The sequence below is a fragment of the Mesorhizobium koreense genome, from assembly GCF_031656215.1.
Classification (GTDB): Bacteria; Pseudomonadota; Alphaproteobacteria; order Rhizobiales; family Rhizobiaceae; genus Mesorhizobium_L; species Mesorhizobium_L koreense.
This window is the reverse complement of record NZ_CP134228.1, coordinates 4,979,689-4,992,286: the sequence shown is the minus strand read 5'-3', so window position 1 is coordinate 4,992,286 and position 12,598 is coordinate 4,979,689. Positions and strand designations below refer to the sequence as shown.

General features: G+C 63.8%; 13 protein-coding genes. 8 read left to right on the top strand and 5 right to left on the bottom strand.

What is annotated here, in order from left to right; all coding sequences use genetic code 11:
• Positions 1-98 precede the first annotated feature (98 nt).
• Positions 99-1,133 carry an NADPH-dependent curcumin/dihydrocurcumin reductase gene (gene curA, locus RBH77_RS23720; RefSeq protein ID WP_311030035.1) on the bottom strand — a complete coding sequence of 345 codons (1,035 nt, stop codon included), beginning with the start codon at positions 1,131-1,133 and terminating at the stop codon, positions 99-101.
• 144 nt (positions 1,134-1,277) lie between these two features.
• Between curA and RBH77_RS23715 the strand changes: the two genes are divergently transcribed.
• The gene (locus RBH77_RS23715) at positions 1,278-1,682 is read left to right on the top strand and encodes a DUF6481 family protein (protein WP_311030034.1); all 405 of its coding nucleotides are present in this window, start codon (positions 1,278-1,280) and stop codon (positions 1,680-1,682) included.
• Between the two features lie 120 nt (positions 1,683-1,802).
• Here the strand turns inward: RBH77_RS23715 and RBH77_RS23710 are convergent, their stop codons facing one another.
• Positions 1,803-2,042: a DUF1344 domain-containing protein gene (locus tag RBH77_RS23710; RefSeq protein WP_311030033.1), complete on the bottom strand. Its 240-nt coding sequence runs from the start codon at positions 2,040-2,042 to the stop codon at positions 1,803-1,805.
• A 342-nt stretch (positions 2,043-2,384) separates the two neighbouring features.
• Here RBH77_RS23710 and RBH77_RS23705 point away from each other — a divergent pair, with 342 nt between their 5' ends.
• A complete protein-coding gene (locus RBH77_RS23705; RefSeq protein ID WP_311030032.1) occupies positions 2,385-2,789 on the top strand; it encodes a hypothetical protein in 405 nt (134 codons plus the stop codon).
• A gap of 258 nt (positions 2,790-3,047) precedes the next feature.
• Here RBH77_RS23705 and RBH77_RS23700 read toward each other — a convergent pair whose 3' ends face one another.
• Positions 3,048-4,322, bottom strand: a complete 1,275-nt coding sequence (locus RBH77_RS23700) for a DNA recombination protein RmuC (RefSeq protein ID WP_311030031.1) — start codon at positions 4,320-4,322, stop codon at positions 3,048-3,050.
• A 111-nt stretch (positions 4,323-4,433) separates the two neighbouring features.
• Between RBH77_RS23700 and def the strand changes: the two genes are divergently transcribed.
• The 4 genes from def to truA are packed head-to-tail and all read left to right on the top strand — an operon-like array spanning position 4,434 to position 7,203.
• Positions 4,434-4,964 (top strand): peptide deformylase, encoded by a 531-nt coding sequence (gene def / locus RBH77_RS23695; protein ID WP_311030030.1) that lies wholly within the window; start codon positions 4,434-4,436, stop codon positions 4,962-4,964.
• 39 nt (positions 4,965-5,003) lie between these two features.
• Positions 5,004-5,939, top strand: a complete 936-nt coding sequence (gene fmt, locus RBH77_RS23690; protein ID WP_311032676.1) for a methionyl-tRNA formyltransferase — start codon at positions 5,004-5,006, stop codon at positions 5,937-5,939.
• Positions 5,936-6,445: a GNAT family N-acetyltransferase gene (locus RBH77_RS23685; RefSeq protein ID WP_311030029.1), complete on the top strand. Its 510-nt coding sequence runs from the start codon at positions 5,936-5,938 to the stop codon at positions 6,443-6,445. The genes fmt and RBH77_RS23685 overlap by 4 nt, the downstream gene beginning before the upstream one ends.
• 14 nt (positions 6,446-6,459) lie before the next feature.
• Positions 6,460-7,203, top strand: a complete 744-nt coding sequence (gene truA / locus RBH77_RS23680) for a tRNA pseudouridine(38-40) synthase TruA (protein ID WP_311030028.1) — start codon at positions 6,460-6,462, stop codon at positions 7,201-7,203.
• 14 nt (positions 7,204-7,217) lie between these two features.
• Here the strand turns inward: truA and RBH77_RS23675 are convergent, their stop codons facing one another.
• Entirely contained in the window at positions 7,218-7,805 is a 588-nt protein-coding gene (locus RBH77_RS23675) for a transporter (RefSeq protein WP_311030027.1), read from the bottom strand.
• Positions 7,806-7,807: 2 nt separating this feature from the next.
• Positions 7,808-8,986: a succinyl-diaminopimelate desuccinylase gene (gene dapE, locus RBH77_RS23670; protein WP_311030026.1), complete on the bottom strand. Its 1,179-nt coding sequence runs from the start codon at positions 8,984-8,986 to the stop codon at positions 7,808-7,810.
• Between the two features lie 177 nt (positions 8,987-9,163).
• On the opposite strand from dapE, the gene RBH77_RS23665 reads away from it, so the two are divergent.
• On the top strand, positions 9,164-11,476 hold the full coding sequence (locus RBH77_RS23665) for a glucose/quinate/shikimate family membrane-bound PQQ-dependent dehydrogenase (RefSeq protein ID WP_311032674.1): 2,313 nt from the start codon (positions 9,164-9,166) through the stop codon (positions 11,474-11,476).
• Positions 11,477-11,786: 310 nt separating this feature from the next.
• Positions 11,787-12,587 (top strand): inositol monophosphatase family protein, encoded by an 801-nt coding sequence (locus tag RBH77_RS23660; protein ID WP_311030025.1) that lies wholly within the window; start codon positions 11,787-11,789, stop codon positions 12,585-12,587.
• The last annotated feature ends 11 nt before the right edge of the window (positions 12,588-12,598 follow it).

Genomic DNA, 12,598 nt, shown 5'->3' with positions numbered 1-12,598 from the left:
CGCGCGTAGATAGGCACCCCTGGACGATTCGCCAAGAGCCGCCGTTGAAGATCAGCTATGCAGTTTTGTCGCACCGTCGGGCAATGACTGCCTGACGGCTATTTGGTCGGGTCGTCGCCGACACGAACGATGAGCTTGCCGCGATTCTTCCCGGTCAACAGGCCGCGGAAGGCTTCGATCGTTTTCCCGAAACCATCGACGATGTCCTCGCGGTAGCGCACCTTGCCCTCCGCGATCCACGCGGTCATGTCGCGACGGAAATCCGGCATCAGGTCGAGATGGTCGAACTGGATGAAGCCGCGCACCGAAAGCCGCTTCGTCAGCACCATCCCCATGAATTGCGGCAGCCGGTCCGGCCCTTCCGGCAGGGCGGTATCGTTATAATGCGCGATACGGCCGCAGACGGGGATGCGCGCGAAATCGTTGAGGAGCGGCAGCACGGCGCGGAAGACATCGCCGCCGACATTCTCGAAATAGACGTCGACGCCCTTCGGGCAGGCTTCCGCAAGGCGGTCGCGGAAATCCTTGTTCTTGTAGTTGACGGCGGCATCGAAGCCGAATTCGTCCCGGATCATACGGCATTTGTCGTCTGCGCCGGCGATGCCGACTGCCCGGCATCCCTTGATCCTGGCGATCTGCCCGACGATCTGTCCGACCGCACCCGAAGCGGCCGAGACGACGACGGTCTCGTCCGCCTTCGGCCGACCATGCAGAAGTAGCCCCGCATAGGCGGTGAAGCCCGGCATGCCGAGCACGCCGAGCGCGGTGGTGACGGGCGCGGCCTTCGGGTCGAGCTTGATGACGCCCTTGCCGTTCGACACGGCATGCGTCTGCCAGCCATCATAGGACAGTACGATGTCGCCCGGCTGGAAGCCGGCGACGTCGCTTTCCATCACCTCCGAGACGGTCGCGCCGACCATCGTGTCGCCCGGTTTGACGCCCTTGGCATAGGATTTGGCCGGGCTCATACGCCCGCGCATATAAGGGTCGAGCGAGAGATAGATTGTGCGCAGAAGCATCTCGCCGGGTCCCGGCCTCGGCAGCGGCATCGATTCGAGCTTGAGATCGTCATCCGTCGGCATGCCCTCCGGATGCCTTGCGAGGAAGATGCGCTGGGCCATGGTTGCGTTCATTAAAATTTTCCTCGGTTCCTACGTCGCGTTGCGCTTGTGTAACGTCTGCGGGAATTCGATACCAGCCAGCGCATTTTTTCACTTGAACTTGGCGTTTGCGGGACGCATCTAGCCGCCATTGGAATCGAACGGAGCTATTCGGAATTGTTCAGGGAAAAGGAATTTACGGAACGACTGAAGACGCAGGCCGAGGCAAAGAAGGCACTTCTCGAAAAATTCAAGGCAAAACCCGGACCGGATGATCCGGCCGTGATCGCCAGGAAGGCTGAGCGCGAGGCCATCCTGAAGGCGCGCGAGGAGCGCGAGCGGCAGAAGGAAAAGGAACGCCAGGAAAGGCTCGCCCGCGAGGCCGCTGAATGCGCCGTGCGCGAAGCCGCCGAAAGGGAGGTACGCCTTGCCGAGGAGGCCCGCCTCAAGGCCGAGGCGGAAGCCCGCGAGGCCGAGGAACGCGAGCACCTTGCACGCCAATTGGTCGAGGAAGCCGAGCGCAAGGCTGCCCGGGACGCCCGCTACGCCGCGCGCAAGGCGCGTGTCAGGCGGGGGCGCTGAAGCCTTCTTTCGGCGCAGCCTTCCGGTTCCGTCAAGCGCATTGTTGCGCCGAAATATCGTAGATGTGGACGATGCCGCCGGTCGCCCGGCGGTCTCGTCAGCGACCGAAGGCCGGAAGGCTCACTTCATCTTTTCGACCATCGTGCCCATCTTCTTGTCGTTGGTCATGATCTTCACGTGATCGCCTTTCATCACGTTGTCGAGCTTGATGTCCTTGCCGGTCATCACCGACATGCCGTCGTCGAGCGTGATCATATGCTTGGCCATGTCCACAGACTTGACGGTGCCTTGCATCTCGCCGGCTGCCGCGGTGCCGACGAAGGCGAGCGATGCAAGGGTGGTAAGGATCACGATTTTCATAAGTGTTCTCCCGTTGGATGTTCCCGGCAGCGGATTCCTGCCGTGCCGAGCCTAGGGATGCGGCCGGTCACCGGCCACACACTTCGGTTTCAATCATCCGTTCGCCTGCCTCGCGAAAAGTTCATCCTCTCATGATTGCGCCGGCGTCGCACGGGTCGGTCGGGGCCGATCAAATGCGCGGTATCCTTCGTTAACCAACTGTGAACATTAAATTTTCGTCACGCTGCAACCATCCGCCTTTTAGCCGCTTTTCCGGAAGATTGCTGCTTCCGACAAGGGACAACGGATGCGCGCGAGGCTCCGCAGGAGCAGTCGCGCCGAACAAAGCTCAGGAGAAAGAGGATGTCGGTTTCAAAGATATGGAATGCGACCCCGTCGCGGATTTCTGAAAAAGCGCCATTTTCCGGCAAGCTGCGCGGCGCTGGCCTGGCTGCTCTGGCGGCGCTGACGATCGCCGGAACCAGCATGATGGCTGCCGCTCCCGCGCAGGCGCGCGATTGGCACCACCATGATCGCGGCGGCGCTGTTGCCGCCGGCGTGATCGGCGGTTTGGCGCTTGGCGCGATCGCCGGCTCGGCCATCGCCCAGCCGGGGCCGACCGTCATCTACGAGGACGACTATCCGGTCGAGTATCGCCGGGTCTACCGCCCACATCGCGATCTGCCATCCTGCTCGAATTTCCGCCGGGTGGATTGGCGCGACCGCGTCTGGATCGACGATTACGGCCGGGCACATCCCTGCTACTGAGGCGGGTGGTCCGCGTGTAGGGTGCGTCCTTCGAGGCTCGCCCTACGGGCTCGCACCTCAGGATGAGGAAGGTTGGTGCTATCGTTGCGGCGCCAAGCTTCGATAGGTTGAACTCCGATAAGTTGAAAGCACTGCAGCAGGCTTCAGGCGCTCAGAACTCAGGATGACGGGTGCAAATCTCCCTCATCCTGAGGTGCGAGCGGAACGAGCCGCGAAGGACGCAACTGAAGCAGCCTCGCCGCTGGCGTAGCCGCTCCGCTAGTCCTCTTCCACGACCCTCAGCCTTAGCTGGCCTGTCTTCGAAGCGGCTGCGTTGACAGGGCGGCCGCTTCCGCTTTCCATCGCCTCGGGCTGCGCTCCCTCCGTGCCGTCCCCCTTCGCGCCAAATTCCAGTGCCTCGATCTTCTGACCGCGCTTCGTCACCTTGTCGGTCGAGGTGAGGATCTGCTCGATATCCTTCTGCGTCAGCGCGAAATGTCCCTGCAGCTTGCGCACCCGCTCGTCCAGCCGGTTGACGTCCTCCATCATGCGGATCACCTCGCCCTGGATCAGATGCGCCTGCTCGCGCATGCTGGCATCCTTCAACACCGACTGGATGACCTGGATCGACAACATGAGGAGCGAGGGTGAGACGATGACCACGCGGGCGCGGTGCGCGCGCTGCACCAGCCCTTCGAAATTCTCGTGGATCTCGGCGAACACCGATTCGGAGGGCACGAACATGAAGGCGGTGTCCTGCGTCTCGCCTGTGATGAAGTATTTCTCGGAAATGTCGCGGATATGGACTTCCACATCGCGGCGGAAGGCCTGCGCGGCGGCGCGTTGCGCGTCGGCTCCGCCTTCGCCGTCCGCGGCGGCACGAATGGCGTTCCAGGCTTCCAGCGGGAATTTCGCGTCGATGACGAGCGACGGTGCATCGTTCGGCATCCTGACGAGGCAGTCGGGCCGGCTGCTGTTCGACAGCGTCGCCTGGAACTCGTAGGCACCCTTCGGCAGCCCGTCGGCCACGATCGCCTCCATCCGGCTCTGGCCGAATGCGCCGCGTGTCTGCTTGTTGGAAAGGATGGCCTGCAACTGCACGACCTGACCCGCCAGCGACTGGATGTTCGTCTGAGCCGTATCGATCACCGCAAGCCGTTCCTGCAACTTCGCCAGGTTCTCATGCGTCGATTTCGTCTGTTCCGTCATCGACTGGCCGAGGCGGGCGGTCATGCCATCGAGCCGGTCGCCGATCGTCTTGGTGAGTTCCGCCTGCCGCGCACCGAATACCTCGGCCACCGCGCCGAGCCGACCCTGCATCTCCGATTGCGACTTGAGGATGCCCTCCATGCGGGCCTCGACATCGCGGGCGTTGTCGGCCGTTTCCGCCGCGGCCTCGGCCCGCGCCCTTGCCGAGCGCCACAGAACGGCGACCAGCGCTATGAGGAGGACGAAAAGCAAGAGCGTCATCGCCGCCATCACTTCGCCAAGGCTGATCGTGGTTGCGCCGAGCCGCACCGCCGGCTGGGCGAGAAGGGGCGGAAAATCGTTCATTCTTGCATCATAGGTGATTCGCGGTCGCGCGACAGATCAAAACGAGAACAATCCGGCCGCCTGCTTTCGGGAGACGTTGACGCCCGACCGACGACCGATTACCTGAAGCCCATGTCCATCCGGCCCATCATCCTCCTTCCCGATCCCGTGCTGCGCCAGGTTTCCAAGCCGGTCGTGCGCGTCGACGAAGACGTGCGCAAATTCGCCGGCGACCTCTTCGAGACCATGTACGATGCGCCGGGCATCGGTCTTGCGGCCATCCAGGTGGGCACGCCGCGCCGGATGCTCGTCATCGACCTCGCCAAGGAGGACGAACCGAAAGAGCCGCAAGTCTTCATTAATCCTGAGATCGTGTCGCGCGCAGGCGAAGGGTCGGTCTACGAGGAAGGCTGCCTCTCTATTCCGGACTATTATGCCGAGGTCGAGCGGCCGAAGGAGGTGATCGTCCGTTATGTCGACCTCGACGGCAAAGAACAGGAGATAAGGGCGGAAGGTTTGCTCGCGGTCTGCCTGCAGCACGAGATCGATCATCTGAACGGCGTCCTCTTCATCGACCACATCTCGCGCCTGAAGCGCGACATGGTAGTGCGCAAGTTCAGGAAGATGGCACGCGACAAACCGCCGGCGCGGATGGTGGGCTAAGCGCTCCGGCCTCCTCCTTGAAAGGTAACCGTGCCGTATATGCCGCTTCGTATCGTCTTCATGGGCACCCCGGATTTCGCTGTGCCGACACTTCGCGCCATCGCCGGCGCAGGGCACGAAATCGTCGCCATCTATACGCAGCCGCCGCGGCCGGGCGGGCGGCGTGGGCTGGAGCCGGTTCCTTCGCCGGTCGAACGTGAGGCCCGAAAGCTCGGCCTTGAGGTGCGCACGCCCCTCTCGCTCAGGAATGAAGCGGAACAGGAAGCCTTCCGTGCGCTCGGCGCCGACGCGGCCGTGGTCGTCGGCTATGGCCTGATCCTGCCGAAGCCGATCCTCGAAGGCACGCGTCTTGGCGCGTTCAACGGCCATGCCTCGCTCCTGCCGCGTTGGCGCGGCGCCGCGCCCATCCAGCGCGCTATCATGGCCGGCGACAATGAGACCGGCATGATGGTGATGAAGATGGACGAGGGCCTCGACACCGGCCCGGTGGCGCTGACGGAAAGGGTAGCGATCCATGCCGACATGACCGCCGGCGAACTGCATGACGAACTGATGGAAGTCGGTGCGGGACTGATGGTGCGCGCATTGCTGGCCCTAGAAGAGGGAACCCTGGCGCTTTCCCCGCAGCCAGCCGAGGACGTCACCTATGCGAAGAAGATCGAGAAAGCCGAGACGCGCATCGACTGGACGCGGCCGGCAGCGGAAGTGCACAACCACATACGCGGCCTCTCGCCCTTTCCGGGCGCCTGGTGCGAGATGCCAGTCGGTGGCAGAGCAGAGCGGGTGAAACTGTTGCGCTCGACGCTTGGCCCGGGCACCGGATCGCCCGGCACGATATTGGACGATCCGCTGACGATTGCGTGCGGCGAGGGCGCGGTGCGCCTGCAAGAACTGCAGCGCGCCGGCGGGAAGGCGCTTCGCGCGGCAGATTTCCTGCGCGGCGCCAAAATGGAAAAAGGAATGGTGATCTCATGAGCATGCTGTCGATCCGCGCGGCGACGCCGCGCGACCGGGAGGCGATCCGAAAAGTCGAAGAGCACGCCTTCGGCCAACCGGCGGAGGCGGGACTGGTCGATGCGCTCGCCGCCGCCGGCGATACGGTCGTTGAGCTTGTCGCCGAAGACGAGGGCCAGATCGTCGGCCATATCCTGTTCTCGCGCGTCCTGGTGAAGAACGGCGTGGAGGAGTTCCGAGCCGTGGCGCTGGCGCCGCTCGCGGTCGAACCTTCCTTTCATCGCTCGGGGATAGGCGGCGCGCTGATCCGCGAGGGTCATGTTAGGTTGAAGGAGGCGGGCGAGACGCTTTCTATCGTGCTCGGCGATCCGGCCTATTACGGCCGCTTCGGCTACACCCACGCCCGCGCCGCAGGCTTCGAGAGCGAATATCAGTGCGATGCGCTGCAGGCGCTCGACTGGGATAAGGCGCCAGAAACTGGCTGCCTTGTCTACCCCCGCGCCTTCTCGTCGGAACTCGCGGCCTGATCGGTGGGTGAAACGTGCCGCGCTACCGCCTCGACATCGAATATGACGGCAGCCCTTATGCCGGCTGGCAGCGACAGAGAGGCCAGCATTCGGTGCAGGCGGCGCTGGAGCAGGCGGTCGAAGCGTTCTGCGGCGAGCAGGTCTCGCTGCGCGGCGCCGGCCGTACCGATGCCGGCGTGCATGCGCTGGGGCAGGTGGCGCATCTTGACCTTGCCAGGGAATGGCCGGCCGATACGGTGCGCGACGCCGTCAACGCGCATCTGACAAGCGCCGGCGAGACGGTCGCGGTGCTGGCAGCGACCATTGTCGCCGGTGATTTCGACGCCCGCTTCTCGGCGCTCCGCCGACATTATCTTTATCGCATCGTCAACCGCCGCGCGCCGTTGGCTCTGGCTCGCCGTCAGGCATGGTGGGTGCCGAAGCCGCTCGATGCGGAAGCCATGCACGAGGCGGCGCAGGCGCTTGTCGGGAAGCACGATTTCACCACCTTTCGCTCCGTCCAGTGTCAGGCGAAAAGCCCGGTGAAGACACTCGACAGGCTTGACGTGACGCGCTCAGGCGAGGCGATCGAGATCCGCGCGACGGCGCGCTCTTTCCTGCACAATCAGGTGCGCTCCATGGTCGGCACGCTGAAGCGCGTCGGCGAAGGGGGATGGAATGTAAGCGACGTCAAACGCGCGCTGGAGGCATGCGACCGCTCTGCCTGCGGACCCGTAGCCCCGCCCGATGGGCTCTATCTGGTGAAGGTCGATTACTGATGCCGGCCAGGGGATTACGTCAGGCCGAGTAGCCACTGCAGCGCGATCAGAATGACGATCGACGCGACGAGCATACCCGCGTAAACGGCGCTGGCGATCGTCGCGCCCTTGCCGATCGCCACATTCGTCATCCGCCAGACGAAGATCTGCGAGGCAATGAAGATCGCAATCGACAGAAACCACGCCAGATCGGTCTCGTCCGGCAGAATCAGGAGGAGTGCTGCCGGCGGTACCATCAGCCAGGCGACGATGGCCGTCGCCCAGTTGCTCGCGACGACATAGTGGACATAGCGGTCGGCAAGCCTGACCGTCCGTGCAACCGCCGCCAGGCCGGCCAGCGGCAGCAGCCAGGCGGCAAGGTCGATGATACCGAGACGGATGAAGATGGCGAAGCGATCGTTGAAATCCACCGCCAGATCGCCATAGCTGTCGGCGATCGTCACCCAATTCACGATCAGCGCCGGCAGCGCTATCGCGACGGCGAAAAACGAGTTCCAGAAGCCGTCGACGGAAAGGTCGAGTTCGCGCAGCCCGTCGGCCTTGCCGAGCATCATGCGCCAGGCACCGTGAAGGTACTGATGGATTTCCTCGGCAGATGGCATTTTCAGCGAAGCCAGTCGCTCAGGAAACGTTGATAGATACGGGTCAGCGTCTCCAGATCGGCAAGTGCGACCCGCTCGTCGACCATATGCATGGTCTGGCCGACAAGGCCGAATTCGATGACCGGGCAATGGTCCTTGATAAAGCGCGCGTCGGACGTGCCGCCCGATGTCGAAAGCTCGGGCTGCCGTCCGGTGACGACCGAGATAGCGCCGGCGAAGGCATCGATCAGATGCTGATCGCGGGTCAGGAATACGGGGCTTGGCCGGTCGCGCCATTGAATCTCGAAATCGAGCGGTGTCTTGTCCGCCCGCAGCTTCGCGGCGGCGCGGTCGAGCCTGTTATGGATTTCCGCCTGCAGGCGCCCGGCGTCCCACAGATCGTTGAACCGGATATTGAACGAGGCAGCCGCCTTGGCCGGTATGACGTTCGTCGCCTTGTTGCCGACATCGATGCTGGTCACTTCGAGATTGCTCGGCTGGAAATCCTTCGTGCCCTCGTCGAAGGCAGGATGCATCAGCGCCTCGGCCAGCACCACGATGCCGGGGACCGGATTGTCGGCGAGATGCGGATAGGCGACATGGCCTTGCCTGCCGCGCACGATAACCGCTCCTGAAAGCGAGCCGCGCCGCCCAATCTTGATCATGTCGCCGAGCGCGTTCGGATTGGTCGGTTCGCCGACGATCGCCGCATCCCATTTCTCGCCCTTCCCGGCCGCCCAGTCGAGCAGCTTGACGGTACCGTTGACCGCCGGGCCTTCCTCGTCGCCGGTGATGAGAAGCGAGATCGAACCCTTCAAGCGGCCATGCTCCGCGATGTGGCGCGCGACCGCCGCGACGAAGCATGCGATGCCGCCCTTCATGTCCACCGCGCCGCGTCCGTAGAGGAAGCCGTTGTCGGTCTCCGCCGCGAATGGCGGATGCGTCCATGCCGTCTCGTCGCCCGGCGGCACGACATCGGTATGGCCGGCGAACATGAGATGCTTTCCATTGCCCGAAAGCCGGGCGTAGAGATTCTCGATGTCGGGAGTGCCGTCCTCGCAGAAGACGGGTCGCTCGATCGAGAAGCCGAGTGGCTCCAGCATGCCGGCAAGCGCCGCTAGCGCGCCGGCATCGGCCGGCGTCACGGAGGGGCAACGGATCAGTGCGGCGAGATTGTTGGCGGGGTCGGTCGGGCCGTTCATGGGGGCGATGGATAATCGAATCGCCTTGGCGTGTCACGATTGAATTGTGGCTTGCGCGGCTACGGTCGATAGCCGGCGAACGGTCGCGTGGAACGATTTCGTGGGCGCCGCGTTTGATGGGAATAATGGCACCTAATCATTGCGGAGGGTAGGGTGGCTCGCTTTTCCGCCATCGTCATGGCGCTGCTCGGCTTGGTGCTGCTGGGCGGCGGCGTCTGGCTGATCGTTCTCGGCGGCTCGTGGTATTATGCCGTCATCGGCCTCGGCTTCCTCGTCACCGCTTATTTCCTCTGGCGCCACTCTCCCACGGCTCTGTGGATTTATGCGCTGGTCACCTTCGGCACGCTTGTCTGGGCGATCTACGAGGCCGGCTTCGACTGGTGGCGACTGGCGCCACGCGGCGACATCATCATTATCGTCGGTATCTGGCTCCTGATGCCATGGGTGACACGCGAGTTGCGTAATCCCGAGCGCCCGCGCCACGCCTCCGCCTTCAGTTGGAACGGCCTGCCGCTGACGGCGGCTGTCGTCGCCGGCATTGTGGTTGCTGCCTATGCAATGGCGACGCCGACCAACGATCTTACCGGCTCACTGCCGACTGCGGCCGCCGGCGGGGCCAAACCGAACTCGAATATTCCTGATGGCGACTGGCCGGTCTACGGCCGCACCAGCGCCGGCCTGCGCTATTCGCCGTTGACGGAGATCACGCCGGCCAATGTCGCCGGGCTCAAAGTCGCCTGGACCTATCACACGGGCGATGTGCGCGGTGAGGGCGATCCGGTCGAGACCACCTATGAGGTGACACCACTCAAGATCGGCAACACGCTTTATCTGTGCACGCCGCACGATATCGCCATCGCGCTCGATGCCGATACCGGCAAGGAACGCTGGCGCTACGATCCCAAGATCGGCAAGAACATAAACCGCCAGCACCAGACCTGCCGGGGTGTCACTTATGACGCGCCGGCATCGGCTGTCGGTGCCTCGGTTTGCAAGGCGCGCATCCTGCTGCCGACTTCCGATGCGCGGCTGATCGCGCTCGACGCGGAGACCGGCAAGGTCTGCGAGGATTTCGCCGACAAGGGCGTTATCGACCTCACGGCGAACATGCCGGACCTGACCCCGGGCTTCTACTATTCGACCTCGCCGGCGGTCGTCGCACGCGGACTGATCATAGTTGGCGGCGCGGTCAACGATAATGTTTCGACGCAGGAACCGTCCGGCGTCATCCGCGCCTATGACGAGACGACCGGCAAGCTCGTCTGGAACTGGGACAGCGGCAACCCGGATGCAACCCAGCCGATCGCGCCGGGCCAGACCTACACGCACAATTCGCCGAATAGCTGGTCGATCCTGAGCGCCGATCCGGACCTCGGCCTCGTCTATGTGCCGATGGGCAACGCGCCGCCCGACCAGTTCGGCGGCAACCGCAGCGCGAATGTCGAGAAATATTCCTCCTCCGTCGTCGCGCTCGATATCCTGACCGGGCAGGTGCGCTGGGTTTTCCAGGCGGTACACCACGATCTGTGGGACATGGACATGCCCGCCCAGCCGGAATTGCTCGATTGGCACGGACCGGACGGCGTCGTACCCGCGCTCCTGCAGCCGACAAAGCAGGGCGATATCTATCTGCTCGACCGGCGCACCGGAAAGCCGCTCCTTCCCGTCACCGAAAAGCCTGCCCCGACGGGAGCGGCGAAGGGCGACAAAACGGCGCCCACCCAGCCTATTTCGACAATCTCCTTCAACCCCGCGCGGCTGACCGAAAGCGACATGTGGGGCGCCACCATGTTCGACCAGATGGCCTGCCGAATCCTTTTCCGTTCGCTCAACTATGACGGCCGCTACACGCCGCCCTCGGTTAAGGGATCGATCATCTATCCGGGCAATTTCGGCACCTTCAACTGGGGCGGTGTCGCCGTCGACCCGGTCCGCCAGGTGATATTCGCGACGCCGGTCTATCTCGCCTTCACCTCGACGCTGATCCCGCGCGCGAACGACACGGCAAACTATGTCTCGGACGGCAAGCCGGGCCTCAACGAGAATTACGGCGCACCCTATGCCGCCAAGATGGAGCCATTCCTGTCGCCGATCGGCCTGCCTTGCCAGGCTCCGCCATGGGGCTATGTCGCCGGCGTTGACCTCAGAAGCGGCCAGACCGTCTATCAGCACAAGAACGGCACGGTGCGTGATCTCTCGCCGCTGCCTCTGCCCTTCAGGATGGGCGTACCGGGCATCGGCGGCCCGATGGTGACGGCCGGCGGCCTCGCCTTCTACTCGGGCGCGCTGGACTACTATGTGCGCGCCTATGATTTGACCACAGGCCACAAGCTCTGGGAGCACCGGCTGCCGGCCGGCGGCCAGGCGACGCCGATGAGCTATCAGGGATCGGATGGCCGCCAATATGTGCTGATCGTCGCCGGCGGCCATGGCTCCACCGGCACCAAGGCGGGCGATGCCATCATCGCCTACGCGCTGCCGGAGAGGTGACCTGACGGTGCGTCCTTCGAGGCTCGCTGCGCTCGCACCTCAGGATGAGGGAGGTTGGCGCTCGTCATCTCAAGCTCAGAGAGATTCAGAGTTAAGTACGTTGGCCACTACGCATCCGGACCTGGGATGACAGTCACGGACTTCCTCATCCTGAGGTGCGAGCGCAGCGAGCCTCGAAGAACGCACCAGCAACCTTGCTTTCGCCAATAGTGCAAGAGCCGTGCGCTTGACTTTCGGCGTCCGGCGGCTACACCGTTGCACACGATTGCAAAAATCATCCGGCAACAGGAAGCGGAGGCGGCGACGCAAGATGACGGTGCATGTATCCGTCGATATTCAGTCCCGCTTCGAACTCGCGAAAGAGATCGGGCGAGCCGCCGGTGCGCTGGCGCTCGCCCATTTCAAGGCGCGGGACCGGCTCGTCATCGAGAGCAAGGAAAACCTGCATGACGTCGTGTCGGCGGCCGATCGCGAGGTGGAGGAACTCATCCGCTCGCGTATCGCGGCCGGTTTTCCCGGTGATGGGGTTCTCGGAGAAGAATACGGGCTTGCCGCCGGCGAGAATGAATACATCTGGGTGATCGATCCCATCGACGGCACCATCCCCTTCGTCGCGGGCATGCCGTCCTGGTGCGTGTCGATCGCGGTGCTGAAGGGCGAAAAGGTCGTCGTCGGGGCGATCTATGCGCCTTGCGTCGACGAGCTTTACGCGGCGGGCGAGGGCCTCGGCGCGACGCTCAACGGCCGCCCGCTGCTTCTCGACAATTCGTTGACGATAAAAAACCGGACCATCGGCTTCGGCGCCAATCATCACGCCTCGCCGGAAGGCGTCGCCGGTTTCATCCGCCGGCTTCTGGAGGAAGGCGGCAATTTCATGCGCAACGGCTCCGGCGCGCTCACCCTTGCCTATGTCGCGGCGGGAAAACTCGCCGGTTATTACGAGCCCTACATGCATGCATGGGATTGTCTCGGCGGTTATTGCCTCATCGCGGAGGCGGGTGGCTGGCACCTGCCGTTTCCGGTTGCGGGCGCAGGACTGACCAGTGGCGCGTCGGTGATTGCCGCCGCTCCCGGAGCCGTGGACGACCTCAGGCGGCTTGCCGGCGTCTGAACGCCTGCATG